The sequence below is a fragment of the Thioclava sp. GXIMD4216 genome (assembly GCF_037949285.1).
GTDB lineage: Bacteria > Pseudomonadota > Alphaproteobacteria > Rhodobacterales > Rhodobacteraceae > Thioclava > Thioclava litoralis.
In genome coordinates, this window is record NZ_CP149926.1 from 742,395 (window position 1) to 759,918 (window position 17,524).

Sequence of the window (17,524 nt, forward strand, 5' to 3'; positions counted from 1 at the left end):
CGATGGTCGAGGCCACGCTGCCCGACTGTCATGCAGTCCTGACCGATATCTTCGGGTTCCGCGAATTCCGTCCCGGACAGGAAGAAATCGTGCGCTCCGTCATGGCGGGGCGCAATACTTTGGCCATCATGCCGACGGGCGGTGGCAAATCGCTGTGTTTCCAGATCCCCGCGCTGTGCCGCGAGGGGCTGACGGTGGTGATATCGCCGCTGATTGCCCTGATGCGCGATCAGGTGCGGGCGCTGCGCGAGGCGGGGGTCGAGGCCGGTGCTCTGACCTCGGGCAATACCGAGGACGAGACCGAAGAGGTCTTTCGTGCCATCGACGAAGGCCGGTTGAAGATCCTCTATATGGCGCCGGAACGGCTGGCCTCGGGCGGGGCGGTGCATCTGCTGCGCCGTGCGCGGGTCGGGCTGATTGCCGTGGACGAGGCGCATTGCGTCAGCCAATGGGGCCATGACTTCCGCCCCGATTACCTGCGCATCGGGGAGTTGCGCCGCGATCTGAAGGTGCCGCTGGCCGCCTTTACCGCCACCGCCGATGAAGAAACCCGCGCCGAGATGGTCACGCGGCTGTTTGACGGCGAGGCGCCCGAGACCTTCCTGCGCGGCTTTGACCGCCCCAATATCCATCTGGCGTTCGAGCCCAAGAACCAGCCGCGCGGGCAGATCCTGCAGTTTGCCGCCGCGCGCAAGGGCCAGTCGGGCATCGTCTATTGCGCCACCCGCAAAAAGACCGAGAGCCTTGCGCAGGCGCTGAATGAGGCGGGGCATACGGCCTGCTATTATCACGGCGGCATGGACCCCGACGAGCGGCGGCTGGTCGAGACGCGCTTTCAGCAGGAAGACGGGCTGATCGTGGTGGCGACTGTGGCCTTCGGCATGGGGATCGATAAGCCCGATATCCGCTGGGTGGCCCATGCCGATCTGTCGAAATCCATCGAGGCCTATTATCAGGAGATCGGTCGCGCGGGCCGTGATGGCGCTCCTGCCGAGACGCTGACCCTCTTTGGCCCCGACGATATCCGCATCCGCCGCGCCCAGATCGACGAGGGGCTTGCGCCGCCCGAACGCAAGGACGCCGATCACGGGCGGCTGAATGCGCTGCTGGGGCTGGCCGAGGCCACCGCCTGCCGCCGCCAGAGGCTGCTGGCCTATTTCGGTGAAGAGGCAAGCCCTTGTGGCAACTGCGATATCTGCGACACTCCGCCCGATCTGTTCGATGCGACCGAACCGGTGCGTATGGCGCTGTCGGCCTGTCTGCGCTGCGACCAGAGCTATGGCAGCCAGTATCTGATCGAGGTGCTGCTGGGCCAGTCGAACGAGCGCATTTCCTCGCGCGGGCATGACCGCCTGCCGACCTTCGGGGTGGGCAAGGCCTGGACGCGCCCGCAGTGGCAGGCGATCTTCCGGCAGATGATGGGGCATGACCTGATCCGCCCCGATGCCGAACGTCACGGCGCGTTATTCGTGACCAAGGCCGCGCATCCGATCCTGCGCGGCGAGGAACAGATCACCTTCCGGCGTGACCCTGTGCGCGGGGCGAAAAAGCAGACGGTGGTCAAGGCGCTGGTGTCCGAGGAGGACGCGCCGCTGCTGTCGGCCCTGAAGGCCAAGCGGCGGGCGCTTTCCGAGGCGGCGGGGCTTCCGGCCTATATGATCTTCCCCGACCGCACCCTGATCGAGATGGTCGAGGCCCGTCCGCAAACGCTGGACCAGATGGCGCGGATCAACGGGGTCGGAGCCAAAAAGCTGGAAAGCTATGGCACGGCATTCCTTGAGGTGCTGGTGGGTGAGGAGATGCAGAAAATGCATCCCGCGCGCCGTGCTTTGGCGGGGCGTCAGGCCGGACCTCTGTTTGATGCGCTGCTGGCAGAGCAACTCCGTTTGGAGCGTGGCGAGGACGGGACAGGGCGGATGCTGAGCGTGTCTTCGTCGTTGCTGCGCAAGATTGCCGAGATGCGGCCAGGCGACCTGAAGGGGCTGGAACGGCTTGGTCTGGAAGACGCCAAGCTCGACCGTTTCGGTGCCGCCTTCCTGCAGCTTATTTCCGAGACCTAGGCAGCCCCGTCCTGTAGCGACTGTGCGGTCGGGGGACAATTTGCCACGATATGGTCGATGATCGCCGTTTTGCGCAATGGTTTGGTCAGATAGTGATCCATACCCGAGGCCAGTATGCCCTCGCTATCGCCGTCCATCGCATGGGCCGTCAGGGCGCAGATCGGCACGTGGTTGCCGCTTTCCAGAGACCGGATGCGGCGGGTGGCTTCCTTGCCATCCATCTCGGGCATGGAAATATCCATGAAGATCAGGTCGGGCTGGAAGCTTTGCCATTTCTCGACCGCTTCCAGACCGTTATTGGCGAAGACCAGATCAATAGGCAGATCTTTTACCATCTTGCCAAAAACGAGCTGGTTGGTGCGATTATCCTCGGCGGCGAGGATGCGCATCTTGCGTTGGCCAACAGGGGGCGGCGGCGCGGGCGGTGGCACCGTTCTTGCAACCGGATAGGACAGGTTTTGCAAGGTGCGGAACAGATGCGACCGCAGCACCGGCTTTTCCAGACATTCGATCTGGGCCGCGTGGGCCTCTTCGGGGGTGATCGCATCGGGGTCCGAACTCAGCAGCACCACGGGAATCTTCACGCCGCGTTGCCGCAAGGTCTGGCACAGATGCAGGCCATCCATATCCGGCATCCGGAAATCGCTGAGCATAATGTCGAATTTCGCGCCCCTGTCGAAAGCGGTCAGCGCTTCCTGTGCGTTCCGGCACAATGTCACCTTCAGCCCGTAGGTTTCCAGCTGCCGTTCGAGAATGACACGGTTGACCATCAGATCATCGACCACAAGCGCGGCCCGCAGCGTGATCGGCGGACCGGGGGTCGAGACATGCGGCGCGGGTTCGGCGGCGGGCACCAGAATCTTGAACCCGAAACACGAACCGCGCCCCAGCTCGCTATCGACCCAGATCTCGCCGCCCATCATCTCGATCAACTGCTTGGTGATGGCAAGGCCAAGCCCCGTGCCCTCGAACTTGCGGTTGGTTTCGCTTTCGACCTGATTGAACTCGCCGAAAACATGGTCGATCTGTTCGGGATTGATGCCGATGCCGGTATCCTCGACGGTGATATGCAGCTCGTAATTATTCTGCTTCCGCTCTATCCCGACCACGCGCGTCAGCACATGGCCGCTAAGCGTGAATTTCACCGCATTGCCCAGAAGATTGGTCAGAATCTGGCGGATACGCCCCGGATCGGCCACGAATCGTGTCGGCAGGAACATGTCGTAATCGACCAGAAGCCTCAGCTTCTTGTCGCGTGCGGAAGGTTGCAGCAGCATGGTCACCTCGTGCACACACCGCTCCAGATCGAAAATCTCGGGATAGAGCTTCAGGCGCTCCGCCTCGATCTTGGAATAGTCGAGCACATCGTTGATGATCGTCAGCAGCGCCTCGCCGGAAGAGCGGATGGTTTCCGCATAAAGACGCTGATCCTCTGTCAGCTCTGTCTCGGTCAGCAGTTCGGCCATGCCCACCACGCCATTCATCGGCGTCCGGATCTCGTGGCTCATATTGGCAAGGAAGGCCGATTTCGCGCGATTGGCGGATTCGGCCTTTTCGCGTGCCTCTTCCAGTTCCGCTTCGCGGCTGACATGGGTCGAGATATCCTGCGCGATGCAGACCAGATCGCCGCCTTCGCCCCACCGGTCGATCAGCCGGATATGGGCCCCTTTACGGGTGATGATCGTGATCGGTTCGATCGGATTGCGGCGGATGCGCGCGATCATGTCATGATGCCAGTCGGCAGGGTCGCGCCCGTCCAGATCCACCATCCGGTGCTTGGCCACGATATTGAGCACCGAATCGTAGGTCACGCCCGCAGCGATGGCCACTTCGCCCTCGAAGAAATCCAGATAGACCTTATTGGCGGCCACCAGCCGCAGATCGGCGTCATAGACGGCAAACCCGTCGGGAATCGTCTCAAGCGCGTCCCACAGCCTGCGTTGGGCTATCATGGCAACGGAATTGGCCCGTGCGAGATCATCCATCACGCGATGGTTCTCGCCCTTCAAAGAGGCGGCTTCCGTCAGGGCGCGGGTCAGGCCGTGGCGCTGCTCCACGATCTGGTCGGACAGGGCGCGGGCATGCAATGCCAGTTTCTGATTGGCCGTAAACAGTTCACGCTTCTTCTGGTCAAGCAGCCGTTCCGCCGCCAGACGGGCGCGACGCTCCTGAGCCAGCTTGTCAGCGATCGTGTTTCTGGTGCCTGTCGGCATGCTGGTTCAGTCCCCATTCCGTTCGACCAGCATCTTGGTGACGTCCAGTAAATTTAGGCTTAATCCTTAAGGCTGATCGCGGGCCAGCTATAGAAAATCCCTCACAAATTTCTACTTTAAGAAGAAAATCCTGCGGTTTTACAGCCTGCGTATAACGGGCTCAACATGACCGTTGGCATGTTGACGCGGCGGCAGTATCGCCGCGTCAGGACAGGCCCCGGTTTCGGCCCCGGGCGATTCTGTATCCTGCCCGCCTTCGGGGCCGCTGCGCGCGATATACCGTGGTCAGGCGGCGATAGTGGCAACCGGAACAAGCGGTTGCCGCCCGTTTTCGGTCAGCAGCCATGCGTCGCGGCCTTCGATCACCACTGCCGAGACAGGGCCGCCATAGCCCGCACTGCTATCGAGGTTGAGGCGGTTGCCATAATGCGTCACCTGATCGATTGCGGTATGGCCATGCACCACCAGCATGCCGTGATCGCTGGTATCTTCCAGCCAGCCTTTGCGGATCCAGCACAGATCGTCTTCGGTCTGGTTGCCGATGCTGACCCCCGGACGGATGCCGGCATGCACAAAAAGCAATTCACCGAAGATGAAGTGGTTGGGGCGGCTGGCCAGCCAGAGCCGGTGCGATTCGGGAACCATCCGGAGCGCCTCGGCATGGACGATATCGGCGGGGCGTTCATCGGCATTGGGCACGCCATAGGAGGCCAGTGTGGTATTGCCGCCCAATCGTGGGTTCAGCCATGTCAGATCCTTGCGCAGCATCGGATCGGCGTCGAAAGGGTCGTTCATGAAAATCGAGAACATCCTGTCGTGATTGCCTTTCAGTACCACCCAGTTTTTCCCCGCCCGCATCGCGTTGAGCAGGTAATCGATGACGCCGGCACTCTCGGGGCCACGGTCGGCAACATCTCCGACATGGATCACAGGGGCGGACTGGTCGCCAAAGGCCGCACGGTCCTGCTCGATCAGATCGTGCGCAATCTTCAGCTTGTCGAGATGTCCGTGAATGTCTCCGATGGCATAGGCGCGCATAGTTCTTTCCTTACAAATGAAAAAGGCCCCCGCGGGTCGCAGGGGCCTTGGCGTTCATGAACCTATTATGGCTCAGCCGAGAATGAATTCCAGCGGTTTTACTTGCTTGAAGATACCGGTGGCTTTCATGGCCTCGACCGTTTCCGGTTTCAGGGCTTCGTCGAGATAGGCAATGGCGATGGCTTCCCCGCCGGCTTTCGCGCGGCCAAGGGTGAAGTTGGCAAGGTTTGCCCCATGTTCGCCCAGCAGCGTGCCCAGCTTGCCGATCACACCGGGGACATCCTCATTGGTGGTATAGAGCATATGCTCGCCCACTTCGGCATCGATATTGATGCCCTTGATCTGGATGAAGCGCGGCTTGGCATCCGAGAACACGGTGCCCGCGATCGAACGCTCTTTGGTTTCCGACACGACGGTGACCTTGATGTAGCCATCATAGGCGCCCGATTGGGTCTGCGACGTGGTCGAGATCTGGATGCCGCGCTCTTTCGCCAGAGCGGGGGCCGAGACCATGTTCACTTCCGGTTGGCTGGCTTTCATGATGCCGGCCACAACGGCCGCATCCAGCGCCTTGAGGTTCAGCTCGGCGGCCGATCCGTCATAGGTGATGTTGATCGCCTTGATCGCATCTTCGGTCATCTGACCGATGAAGCCACCCAGATGTTGTGCCAGCTTGACCCACGGGCCCATGACCTTGGCTTCTTCGGCGGTCATCGACGGCATGTTCAGCGCGTTCTCGACAGCGCCGTCCAGCAGGTAGTTCGACATCTGCTCTGCGACTTGCAGCGCCACGTTTTCCTGCGCTTCGGTCGTGGACGCGCCAAGGTGGGGCGTGCAGACGACGTTGGGCAGGTTGAACAGCACGTTATTGGTCGCGGGCTCTTCGGCAAACACGTCCAGCGCGGCACCGGCAACATGGCCCGATTTCAGCAGATCGGCCAGCGCTTCCTCATCGACCAGACCACCACGGGCGCAGTTGATGATACGCACGCCTTTCTTGGTCTTCTCGAGGTTCTCGCGCGACAGGATGTTCTTGGTCTGCTCGGTCAGCGGCACGTGCAGGGTGATGAAATCGGCGCGCTTGAGCAGATCCTCAAGCTCGACTTTCTCCACGCCCATTTTGTCGGCTTTTTCCTGGCTCATGAAGGGGTCGAATGCGATGACCTTCATTTTCAGGCCGCGGGCACGGTCGCAGACGATGCCACCGATGTTACCGGCACCGATCACACCAAGGGTCTTGCCGGAAAGCTCGACACCCATGAATTTCGATTTTTCCCACTTGCCCGCATGGGTCGAGGCGGACGCTTCGGGGATCTGGCGCGCCACGGCGAACATCATCGCGATGGCATGCTCGGCGGTGGTGATCATGTTGCCGAAGGGCGTGTTCATGACGATCACGCCTTTTTTCGAAGCGGCTTCCTTATCGACGTTATCGGTGCCGATACCTGCGCGGCCCACGACCTTCAGGTTGGTCGCGTTTTCCAGCAGTTTCGCGGTCACTTTGGTGGCCGAACGGATCGCAAGGCCGTCATATTTGCCGATCACTTCGGCCAGCTTGTCTTTGTCCTTGCCGAGTTTGGGTTCGAAATCGACTTCGATGCCACGGTCACGGAAGATCTGGACGGCGGTTTCCGACAGGCTGTCAGAGACGAGAACTTTGGGGGCCATGTGCGGGCTCCTTGAATTTTCTGAAATCTGGGAAAACGGGTGGGCAAAGCACTGCCCACCTCAGGTTCAGAGAAAGATCGAACGCTTAGGCTTGCGCTGCGATTTCGGCTTCGAAGGCATATTCGATCCAGGGCATCAACGCCTCCAGATCGGCTTTCTCGACCGTGGAACCGCACCAGATCCGCAGACCGGCGGGCGCATCGCGATAGGCACCGGCATCCAGTGCCACGCCTTCGGCGTCCAGACGTTTTGCAACGGCTTTGGCGAAGGTTGCCCCATCCTTGATGCGGTCATCGGTGAATTTCACGCAGACCGAGGTGGTGGAGGCATTTGCCGCGTTATTGGCGAGGTTTGCGATCCACGGCTTGGCGGCGCAGAAATCCCAGACCACTTTCGCATTGGCATCGGCGCGGGCGATCAGCCCTTCGAGGCCACCGATGGATTTGGCCCAGTTCAGCGCAACGATGTAATCCTCGACGCAGAGCATGGAGGGCGTGTTGATCGTCTCGCCTTTGAAGATACCTTCGATCAGCTTGCCGCCTTTGGTCATGCGGAAGATCTTCGGCATCGGCCATGCGGGGGTGTAGTTTTCCAGACGCTCGACGGCGCGCGGCGACAGGATCAGAACGCCATGACCGCCTTCACCGCCCAGCACTTTCTGCCAGGAGAAGGTGGTGACATCGAGCTTGTCCCACGGCAGGTCCATTGCAAAAGCCGCCGAGGTGGCGTCGCAGATGGTCAGGCCTTCGCGGTCGGCGGGGATCGCATCGCCATTGGCCACGCGCACACCCGAGGTGGTGCCGTTCCAGGTGAAGACGACGTCGGTGTTGAAATCGACGGTCGTGAAATCGACGATATCACCGTAATCGGCGGTTTTGGTATCCGCATCGAGTTTGAGCTGCTTCACGACATCGGTGACCCAGCCCGAGCCGAAGCTTTCCCATGCGCACATGGTGACTTTGCGTGCGCCCAGAAGCGACCACATTGCCATTTCGACGGCGCCGGTATCGGAAGCCGGAACGATGCCGATCTTGTAATCTGCCGGAACGCCGAGAATTTCACGGGTGGTTTCGATCGCCTCTTTCAGCTTGGCTTTGCCAACAGCTGCGCGGTGCGAGCGGCCCAGAGGCGCGTCGGCAAGCATGTCGAGGGAGAAACCGGGGATCTTCGTGCAAGGGCCCGAAGAAAAACGCGGATTTGCCGGCCGCGTAGCCGGTGCTTCAATAGCCATATCTGGTATCCTCTCAGATAAACGCCCCTCGTTGGGGAGGGGTGTCCCGCGTTGGGACTTACGCCTGCACCTTGATTCATGCAAGTGACAAAGTCGTATCGACCGCAAAAAATGTCGCTTCGGGACAAGAGAAAACCGTAAAATGTGAGGCGTTGTGGCGCAAAATCGACACAGGCGCAGCGGCGGCCCTTCGCGGGCGTGACCGAAGGCCTGATACTCTCTGATACCTGCTGCGACCCTGCCAAAGGGGAAGCGCGCTGATCCAAGGAGAGGACCCCTTCGGAGAGGCGGCGGGCAGTGCCGCGCGTGCCGGTCGAGTGGCGGCTATACGCCTCGGGCCTGGGGTTCGGGCCTGGGGTTCAGGCCTGCGACTTGGGTCTGCGATTCGGGTCGCGCGTCGGAAACGGCCTCGGAAAAGAGGACGGATCTGCTATCTGCTCCTAACGCTTCTAACAGGGGCAAAACCGCGAGAAGCGGGGCGGTTGGCGCGGATCATGTGGATCGGGCTTTTGCGGTGCGGGCGGGGCTGGAAACGGCGGTTGTTTTTGCGCTATAGCGCCCCCAACCCTGTGATCCGGAGATCTAGCTATGTTCGTCGCCCTTCTCATGACCTGCCCGAAAACGCCCAAGCTTGACGAAACCACGCTTGTGGCGCTGCGTAATGCGTGGGGGGGAGGCGAGGTCACTTGGCTGGCCGAGGGGTGCGCTGCCGAATTTCCGATGGAGGTGATTCCCGATAACCGCTGGACCGTCTGGGCGGACCTGCAGGCGCTGGGGATCGACCTTGTGGTGATCCCGGCGGAAGACCGCAAGAAGAAGATGCTGCTGGCCGATATGGACAGCACCATGATCCAGCAGGAATGCATCGACGAACTGGCCGATGTGGCGGGTGTCGGGGCACGTGTGAAAGAGATCACCGCCAAGGCGATGAATGGCGAGCTGGATTTCGAAGGCGCTCTGACCGAACGTGTGGGGCTGCTGGCTGGTCTGCCCGAGACGGTGATCGCTGAGGTCATCGACACCCGTATCACCCTGATGCCCGGTGGCCCGGCCCTGCTGGCGACGATGAAGCGCGACGGGGCGTATTGTGCGCTGGTGTCTGGCGGGTTCACGGCGTTCACCAGCCGTATCGCGGCCACTTTGGGCTTTGATGAAAACCGCGCCAATACGCTGCTGGTCGAAGAGGGCAAGCTGACCGGCAAGCCGGGCCTGCCGATTTTGGGCCGTGAAGCCAAGGTGCAGGCGTTCCACGAGATTTCCGCGCGGCTCGGGCTGTCGGCGGATCAGGTGATGGCGGTGGGGGATGGGGCCAATGATCTGGGCATGCTGCAACTGGCAGGGTTTGGCGTGGCGCTGCATGCAAAACCCTCGGTCGCGGCGCAATGCGACATCCGCATCAATCACGGTGACCTTTCGGCGCTGCTGTATCTGCAAGGCTATGCACAGGCGGAGTTTGCCTGAGGCGGTCTTTCGCCTCCGTTCCGGCGGGGGCTGTCACAGGGCTGTGGGGGAACTTGCTCTTTGGGCCGGTAGTTACTAAGCCTTGCGTAAGCTCTGTGTTCCGGAAAGGTGGCAATATGGCGATGTCTCGTGTGAAGCTCGGTTTGTGTGTGACGCTTGTGGCTTCGGCTCTTGCCGGTTGCCAGACCACAATGGGCCCCCAGGCGACAGGCACCGTCATCGCCGGAGATACCGTGCTCAGTGCACCGGCGGGCTATTGTGTGGCGGGGCAGGGGCATCCGGGGCAGGCAGAGAATAACGTCATCCTGTTCGGTGACTGCGCGGCGGTGACCAATGACGCGACCCATGCCTCGGCCCCCCATCCGGCCATGCTATCGGCGACGGTCGGGCCGAAAATGACCGGCTCGATCACCAAGCGGTTCCCGATGATCGAGGCCTTCTTCCGTTCGGCGGCAGGACAGGCGGCGATTGCGCGTTCGGGCCGCAGCGATGATGTCGATATCCTGAAATCGCAGGTTTCGGGCGATCTTCTGCTTTTGAAGGTGCGCGACAGGTCGCTGGCCGAAGAATTTCCTGTCACCGCTGAGTATTGGCGCGGCGTGACCTCGCTTGACGGGCATCTGACAGCGCTGTCGGTAATGGCGCTGCGCTCGCAACCCATGAGCGATGCCGCACAGTTGCGATTGCTGAAAGAATTTGTCGGCCGGTCCGAAGCGGCGACCAAAGCCCATGCCGCCAGTGCAGGGCAGGTCAAACCGGCGCAATAAGCGGGTCTGCGGGCGCTCCCGCACGGGGATATGATGCGGTAATGGGGGCCTACGGAGCCTGCATATCCGCCAGAAGACAGCTTGCACTTTTGGTCTTGCGGGCGCAGTCTTGACGCTGCGCAAAGATTTTAGACATGACGCCGGCTATTATGTGTCAGGCGAGACAAAAACGGGTTTTGAAATGGGGCAGAAGCAGGTTGGGCAGGCTCAGGGCGGTCTCCTGAACCGGCTGGCATATAGCCGCGTGATGAAGCATTGGCATGACTGTGCGGCAGCAGCACCGGATATGACCGGCGAGGATCTGGCGCTGCTGCGCAAGAAGGCCGGGTCTATGGCCGCGACCGCTTCGGGGCTTCTGGGCCGGATCGACCGCCAGACAGAGCAGCGTTTTAATGCCGCCGATGCCATCGACCGGCCCTTGGGGTGTGACTGGGCGTGGCGACCGCAGGCCTTTTCAATGCCGGTGGCGCCGCAGGCCTATGTGGGCGCGGCATCCGGGTGCTGTCTGGGCGAGGATCTGACGCTGTTTCACGACTGCCCGCTGCAGCAGCTTTCCCTGCGGCAGATCCGCAATAGCGGCAGACCCTCCCCCTTCGGGGCCGAACTGGAGGTTTTCGGCTTTCAGGGCAGTTTCCTGTCGCTGGTGGTCGATCTTCCGCCCGAGGCTGTGCAGGGCTTCCGTTTGCACCATCTCGTGCAACTGGGCCTTGATGTCCGCATGGAAGAGGCGCGTCCCGTCTATTGCCGTTTCAACATCCAGCATGGTCCCAATAGTGACCAGCTTGTCAGCCAGATGCCGGTTGGCGGCGGTGTGGTGCAGTTCGATCTGGCCTATACCAAATTGAACGAGAAGCGCCTTGAAAAGGCGTGGATCGACCTGATTTTCGAGGCACCGGCAATGAACAAAATCACCTTGCAGGATCTGACCTTGCTGCGCCATCCCCGCGCCGATCTCTAAAGGAGTCTGTTGATGATTGTTGAGTATTCCCGTTTGCAGGCCGGAGAATGGGTGGTGGTGCTGCAATCCGCCATGCGCCCCGCATTGACCGCGTCCTACCGTGCGACGGTGTTGGCCGAGGGGGACTGGACCGATCTCGGGGACGGGCGCTGGCGCTTGCGTCAGGGGCTTCCGGTCGATCTGCTGGAAGATGGCACGCAAAGCCTGCTGCTGTCGGATGCCGAAAGCGGTGTTGTGGCCAGCCTGTCCATTGCGGCGGGCGAGATGCTCGTGCCGGATCTGGCCGCGCAGGTGGACAGGTTGCAGGCCGAACTGGATCTGCTCAAGCGCGCTTTCCGCGACCATTGCCGCCAAAGCCACGAGGGCTGATCCCGTCCTGATGGGCGCTGCTGGTGGGCGGCAGGGAGGCTAGCCCAGAGTGCCGGTGCAGGCATCCGCGTAAAAGAGCTGTTTGCACAGGGTGACTGTGCCATCGGCATGGGTGTCTTGCAGGCTCATCCCCAAATCTTCCATCTGGCGGTGATAGGCCAGCGCGCCTTTGCCGGTGACCATCGTGACCGATGTCTGGGGCTGGTCGCGGAACTGCCAGATGGGGATGGCGGCGGGATGCAGCGTGTCCCACGCGCGTGCGGCGCGGATCAGCACATCGCGCGAGGCGATATCGGGGCCCAGATCCACCCTGAGGCCATCCAGACCGGCAAACTGTCCCGCAAAGGCCGAGCGGTAGTTGTTGGTGGCCACCACAAAGCTCTGCCGGTCATCGACGGGCCGCCCCTGATAGCACAGGTTGCGGATGCGGCCGCGCGATTGGGTGGTCTGCATGCCGTGAAGGTCGAAGACGGGCGGGGCGGACAGGTCGATTTCGTAGGTGACGCCCAGCATGATGTCGAAATTATAGGCGGGGATCTCGGGCCGGATCAGGGGCAGCCCCCGTGTCCCGTCCGCAATGGTGTTGAAGATGATGCTGGCGCGTTCCAGCCAGCTTTTCAGCCCCTTGCCGTCAATGACCACGGCGGTGACGATATTGGGAAAGAGATAGATCTCGCTGAGATGGCGGATGCTTAGCGGGCCGGGCGGGATATCAAGGTAATAGTCCGCCCCCGCGCGCCCGCCCGATTTGCACGGGGCGACGGCCGATAGCAGCGGCAGCTCGCCCTCGGGGCGGTCCGCAAGCAGGCTCTGCACATGGTCACGCTGCGCCTGTGCCACGAAACTGAGTGCAGCATCGGGGCCCACCAGCGAGAAATAGCTGTGCAGCGGCACGTCCAGCCGTGCCACGCGCCGCGATGTGTAGCTTTGCACTTCGGCATGGGCCTTGGCATTGCGCGTGACAATCCGCTCGGCTTCGGGCACGGGGGGCTCTTGCGCCACCGGTATCAGGGTTGCGCAAGAGGCAACAACCTGCCACCCTCGCGCCCCTTGCACCAGATCCAGATCGATCTGGCCCAGATGGCTGGCAAAGCGGCCCGGTGTTACCGTCGGAACGCCGTAGAGCCGGCCTGCCACGGGGTCCACATCTGCACTTGGCGCGACATCGGGGCCGGGAAAGGCGATATGGTCGTGCCCTGCGATCAGCGCATCGATCCCGTCGATCTGTGCCAGCAGGGTGGCGGCATGCTCGCAGGTGGGATCATCGGCTCTGGCAAGGGGATCAATGCCTGTATGGGCCAATGCGATCACCAGATCGCAGCCCTGCGCCCGTAATTGGGCCACCTGCGCCCTGGCCGTCTCGATGATGGAACGGCTTTGCAGGCGGCTTGCCAGAATGGCGCTATCCCAAAGAATGAATTGCGGCGGCAGCACCGAGAACACCCCGATACGCACCCGCCGCAGGTCTCCGTCCTCGTCGTGCAGGTCTTTTTCCAGCACGACATGCGCCTGCGTCAGGGGCACGTCCTCTTCGGGGCGGGGGGCGCGCAGGCGCAGGGCATTGGCCGACAGACAGGGGAAACGGGCATCGCGCAGGCTGCGTGTCAGGAAGTCCAGCCCGTAATTGAATTCGTGATTGCCAAGCCCGACGGCGTCATAGGCCAGCGCGTTCATGGCATCAATCACCGGATGCGGGGTGTCTGCGCGGCTCTGACGGTCGCGCGCCCAATATTCGGTCAGCGGTGTGCCCTGTAGAAAGTCGCCATTATCGAAGAGCAGCGTATTGGGGCAGCCGGTGCGGGCCCGTTCGATCAGGGTGGCCACGCGGGACAGGCCGCAACCGGTGTCTTCCCTGTCGGCAAACAGATCATAGCCACGGATATGGCCGTGCAGGTCGGTGGTCGCCAGCAGACGCAGTCTGACCACCGCAGCGGGCCGTTCGGCATGCGACGGAGTTTCGGCGTGCGAGGACATCGCTCTCCTTTCGTCCGGGCGATCTTGCGCCGCCCCTTACGTCACTTAAAAAACACGTTTACTTGCTGAACCGGGATGCGCGTCGTCGCTGTCATTAGGTCAGGTGCGGCTATACTTCTTTGACGATTAAGGACTAAATTTCTAACCTTAGGCAAGCCCAATGCAGCAGCAACCTTAAGATCGAGATATTTTCGCAATGCCAGCCCCGTTTCCAGACCGCTTTCTTGTCGCCGAAGGGCCGTTTTTCTACGATAGACACCCCGGTCTGGCCTTTGCGGGCAGCGGTCTGGATCGTGCCGCCCACAGGCGCGCTGGCCCCGATATGACGGGCGCGCGGGGGTTTTTGATGTGTAACGGGCAGGTGTTGTGCACACAAGACGGGGACACGGCAGGCGATGCGGCCCCCCGTCTGGCGCTTTTTCCGCCGGATCATCCGCTGATGTCGGAGGCTCTCGGCGCGCGGGTGTTTCTCGGGGCGGGCGGGCCACGGGGAGAGCCCGTGTTTGCGCAGGACATACAGGACATGCCCGTCCTGTCCGGCGCGGTCGCCTTGCGGGATCTGCGCGATGTGATGCTGGGCCTGCCGCCGCTGGAGGCAGAGCTTGCGGCAACCGCGCGCGGGATTCTGGGCTGGCATCGCAGTCATGGGTTCTGTGCGGCCTGCGGGGCGGCGTCCGAGATCGTGCAATCGGGGTGGCAGCGCCATTGCCCGAGCTGTGGGGCGGATCATTTTCCGCGCACCGATCCTTGCGTGATCATGCTGGTCACCCAAGGCAATGACACGCTTCTGGGGCGCAATCCCAACTGGCCCGAGGGCATGTATTCCTGTCTTGCGGGGTTCATGGAGCCCGGAGAGACCGTCGAAGCGGCGGTCCGTCGCGAGGTCTATGAGGAAACCGCGATCCGCACCGGCAGGGTCCGGCCTGTCGCGTCGCAGCCCTGGCCCTTTCCGGCCTCGTTGATGATGGGGTGCCGTGCCGAGGCGACCAGCCGCGAGATCATGACCGATCCGGTGGAAATCGAGGATGCGCTTTGGGTCAGCCGTGAAAGGCTGCTGCGGATTATGGCGGGCGGTGACAGCGTGATACGTGCGCCACGACCCGGTGCGATTGCGGGGTGGTTAATGCGGGAATGGCTTGCAGACCGGCTCGATTGACGGCTAGATCAGCCCTAACGTCATGATCAGTGTCACCTTTTGCTTGGTGCTGCCTTCCAGGAGTGTCGGATGAAATTCTCGACCCGAGAAGATATTTCTGTTCCCGTCGAGTTCGTGTTCGACGAGTTGAGCCAGTTCGACGCAATGGAAGAGGCGGCGCGCGAGCGGGGTGTGAAGCTGCGCCGGACCGACCAGCTCGAGTTTCCGGGCAAAGGGGTAAGCTGGGAAATCGAGTTCAGGCTCAGAGGCAAAATGCGCAAGCTGGAGGCCGAGGTGACCCGTTTCGAGCGCCCCGAGGTGGTGGCACTTTCCGGGCAGTCATCCAGTTTTCAGGTCGAGACCGTGATTCTGCTGACGGCGCTGTCGCGCAGCCGGACCCGTTTGCAGGTCGGTCTGGATATCCGTCCGCGCACTTTGGGGGCGCGGCTCATGCTGCAATCGGCCAAGCTGGGCCGGTCGAGCCTTGACCGCAAATTCGCGGACCGCGTCGGCAAGCAGATCCGCGAGATTGCGGCGCGTTACGAGGCCCCCGATCAGGACTGAAAAACAGCGCGACCCGACGTAGGGGAGGGCAGGTTTGCCCGCCCTTTCCTTGTGCCCTGTCCTTTGCCCGTTTCACGCTTTTGCCTATCCTGAGGCGGCCCCAAGCTGACCCGACCAACCGGCCCCGAAAAATCAGGGCCAAAAAATCAGGGCCAAAAAAACAGGCCCCGAAAAATGTGATAGGCTTTGTGATCAGCCGATTTCCTGACGGATCGGATCGGCCGGATAGACCCCGAGAATCTCTAGCATATCCGTGAAATAGGACAGCTCTTCGAGCGCCAGTTTCACATTGGGGTCCTCGGGGTGGCCCTCGATATCGGCATAGAACTGCGTCGCGGTGAACTGGCCGCGCACCATATAGCTTTCCAGTTTGGTCATGTTCACGCCATTGGTGGCGAAGCCGCCCAAGGCTTTATACAGCGCCGCCGGAATGTTGCGGACACGGAAGATGAAGCTGGTCATCATCTTCTCGGCGCGGCGCTCGAAATCGGGCATGCGCGACATCACGAGGAAACGGGTGGTGTTGTTCGAGGCATCCTCGATATGGCGGGCCAGAACATCCAGCCCGTAGATCTCGCCCGCCAGTTCCGACGCCAGCGCGGCGATGCTCGGATCGCCTTTTTCGGCCACGATCTTGGCAGAGCCTGCGGTATCCGCGCCGACGATGCGATGCAGGTTATGGGTGGTCAGGAAGTTGCGCACCTGCCCCAGAAGCACGGTATGCGACATGGCCGATGTGACCTCTTCCAGCTTCGTGCCGGGCACGGTCAGCAGGTTGATATGCACCCGCACGAACGCTTCGCCAATGATCTTCAGCCCCGACGAGGGCAGAAGCTGGTGGATATCGGCCACGCGGCCATAGGTCGAGTTCTCGACCGGCAGCATCCCCAGATCCGCCGCGCCCGAGCGCACGGCCTCGATCGCATCCTCGAAGGTCCGGCAGGGCAGGGGGTCCATTTCGGGGAGGGCATCATGGCAGGCCTGATGGGAATAGGCCCCCAACTCGCCCTGAAAGGCGATTTTTCCGGTCTTGGTCATCGGGATCTTCCTGTCTGTTTGCATGGTGCCTAGCGCCAGATCGCCCGCAAGAAAAGGGAAAACGCGCATGTTCCGCACGCGGCGCGTGCGGCAGGGCGGCAGGAGGGGTATTTACCGGACCCGCCAGCAGGATTAAGATGCGCCGCATGACGCCTGAAGCTCTCTCGCCTTTCGATCTTAGCTATGATGCCGCTTTGGCGGCGTTGGAATGGCTGTGCGAGCTGGGGGCGGACGAGGCACAGGGCGATCTGGCGATGGATTGCTATGCTTTGCCCGATCGTCTGGCAAAGCCCGATCTTCCCGTTCCCGCTCCTGTTCCGGCGGGCGCGGCAGCTACGGCGGGCATGCTGGCCGCATCGCAGACGACGGCTTTGCCGCAGCGGCAGGCCCCGCCGAAGGTCGATCAGGTCGGGCTTGCGCGACAGGCGGCAGGGCAGGCGCGCACATTGGCCGATCTGCACGAGGCGCTGGACGGTTTCGAGACCTGCGATCTGCGCAAGGGCGCGCGCTGCACCGTGCGTGCCGAAGGGCCCGATGCGGCCCGCGTCATGATCATCGGGGATGCGCCCGACCGCGAGGAAGACCGTGCGGGGCGGCCCTTCATTGGCCGTTCGGGGCATATGCTGGACCGGATGTTTGCCGCCATCGGGTTGCGGCGCGACACGCCCGATAGGGCGGCGGCGCTGTTTCTGGCCCCCGTCCTGCCGTGGCGTCCGCCGGGGCAGCGCGAGCCCGAGGCATCGGAAATCGCGATGATGCGTCCGTTTCTGGCGCGGATGGTCGAGCTGGTCGATCCGGATGTCGTGGTGCTGATGGGCAATGCCGCCTGCTCGGCGGGGCTGGCACGGCGCGGCATTACCCGCCTGCGCGGCGAGTGGTCGGAGGCGTTCGGCAAGCCCGCCATCGCGATGTTCTCGCCGGTGCAGCTTCTGCGCAGCGCCGAGGCCAAGCGCGACACATGGGCCGATCTTCTGGCGCTGCGGGCCAAGCTGGACAGTCTGGGCTAGGACAATTTTGCCCGCATTCCCATGCAGATATATCTATCCCT

14 protein-coding genes are annotated in these 17,524 nt (G+C 62.1%); 8 read left to right on the plus strand and 6 right to left on the minus strand.

Annotated elements, in window-relative coordinates:
- Positions 1–2: 2 nt before the first annotated feature.
- Positions 3–2,060 carry a DNA helicase RecQ gene (recQ, locus tag WDB88_RS03675; protein ID WP_339108847.1) on the plus strand — a complete coding sequence of 686 codons (2,058 nt, stop codon included), beginning with the start codon at positions 3–5 and terminating at the stop codon, positions 2,058–2,060.
- Here recQ and WDB88_RS03680 read toward each other — a convergent pair.
- The 4 genes from WDB88_RS03680 to WDB88_RS03695 all read right to left on the minus strand — a co-directional run bounded on the left by WDB88_RS03680 (position 2,057) and on the right by WDB88_RS03695 (position 8,210).
- Positions 2,057–4,273: a response regulator gene (locus WDB88_RS03680; RefSeq protein WP_339108848.1), complete on the minus strand. Its 2,217-nt coding sequence runs from the start codon at positions 4,271–4,273 to the stop codon at positions 2,057–2,059. The genes recQ and WDB88_RS03680 overlap by 4 nt on opposite strands.
- Positions 4,274–4,558: 285 nt before the next feature.
- A complete protein-coding gene (locus WDB88_RS03685; RefSeq protein ID WP_339108849.1) occupies positions 4,559–5,311 on the minus strand; it encodes a metallophosphoesterase in 753 nt (250 codons plus the stop codon).
- A gap of 72 nt (positions 5,312–5,383) precedes the next feature.
- Positions 5,384–6,979, minus strand: a complete 1,596-nt coding sequence (gene serA, locus WDB88_RS03690) for a phosphoglycerate dehydrogenase (protein ID WP_339108850.1) — start codon at positions 6,977–6,979, stop codon at positions 5,384–5,386.
- Between the two features lie 85 nt (positions 6,980–7,064).
- Positions 7,065–8,210 (minus strand): phosphoserine transaminase, encoded by a 1,146-nt coding sequence (locus tag WDB88_RS03695; protein WP_339108851.1) that lies wholly within the window; start codon positions 8,208–8,210, stop codon positions 7,065–7,067.
- 588 nt (positions 8,211–8,798) lie between these two features.
- On the opposite strand from WDB88_RS03695, the gene serB reads away from it, so the two are divergent.
- From serB to WDB88_RS03715, 4 genes are all read left to right on the plus strand, one after another.
- Positions 8,799–9,671: a phosphoserine phosphatase SerB gene (serB, locus tag WDB88_RS03700; protein WP_339108852.1), complete on the plus strand. Its 873-nt coding sequence runs from the start codon at positions 8,799–8,801 to the stop codon at positions 9,669–9,671.
- 116 nt (positions 9,672–9,787) lie between these two features.
- Positions 9,788–10,438 (plus strand): hypothetical protein, encoded by a 651-nt coding sequence (locus tag WDB88_RS03705; RefSeq protein ID WP_339108853.1) that lies wholly within the window; start codon positions 9,788–9,790, stop codon positions 10,436–10,438.
- A gap of 181 nt (positions 10,439–10,619) precedes the next feature.
- Complete coding sequence (locus WDB88_RS03710) at positions 10,620–11,396, plus strand: DUF6478 family protein (RefSeq protein WP_339108854.1); 777 nt, start codon at positions 10,620–10,622, stop codon at positions 11,394–11,396.
- 12 nt (positions 11,397–11,408) lie between these two features.
- Positions 11,409–11,765, plus strand: coding sequence for a hypothetical protein (locus WDB88_RS03715; RefSeq protein WP_339108855.1), 357 nt, complete (start codon positions 11,409–11,411; stop codon positions 11,763–11,765).
- A 39-nt stretch (positions 11,766–11,804) separates the two neighbouring features.
- Here the strand turns inward: WDB88_RS03715 and WDB88_RS03720 are convergent, their stop codons facing one another.
- The gene (locus WDB88_RS03720) at positions 11,805–13,739 is read right to left on the minus strand and encodes a bifunctional 2',3'-cyclic-nucleotide 2'-phosphodiesterase/3'-nucleotidase (protein WP_339108856.1); all 1,935 of its coding nucleotides are present in this window, start codon (positions 13,737–13,739) and stop codon (positions 11,805–11,807) included.
- 196 nt (positions 13,740–13,935) lie between these two features.
- Here WDB88_RS03720 and nudC point away from each other — a divergent pair, with 196 nt between their 5' ends.
- Positions 13,936–14,895, plus strand: a complete 960-nt coding sequence (gene nudC / locus WDB88_RS03725) for an NAD(+) diphosphatase (RefSeq protein WP_339108857.1) — start codon at positions 13,936–13,938, stop codon at positions 14,893–14,895.
- Between the two features lie 69 nt (positions 14,896–14,964).
- The gene (locus tag WDB88_RS03730) at positions 14,965–15,438 is read left to right on the plus strand and encodes an SRPBCC family protein (RefSeq protein ID WP_339108858.1); all 474 of its coding nucleotides are present in this window, start codon (positions 14,965–14,967) and stop codon (positions 15,436–15,438) included.
- 192 nt (positions 15,439–15,630) lie between these two features.
- Here WDB88_RS03730 and WDB88_RS03735 read toward each other — a convergent pair whose 3' ends face one another.
- Positions 15,631–16,476 carry a prephenate dehydratase gene (locus WDB88_RS03735; protein ID WP_339108859.1) on the minus strand — a complete coding sequence of 282 codons (846 nt, stop codon included), beginning with the start codon at positions 16,474–16,476 and terminating at the stop codon, positions 15,631–15,633.
- 146 nt (positions 16,477–16,622) lie between these two features.
- On the opposite strand from WDB88_RS03735, the gene WDB88_RS03740 reads away from it, so the two are divergent.
- Positions 16,623–17,483, plus strand: a complete 861-nt coding sequence (locus WDB88_RS03740) for a uracil-DNA glycosylase (protein WP_339108860.1) — start codon at positions 16,623–16,625, stop codon at positions 17,481–17,483.
- Positions 17,484–17,524: the final 41 nt, after the last annotated feature.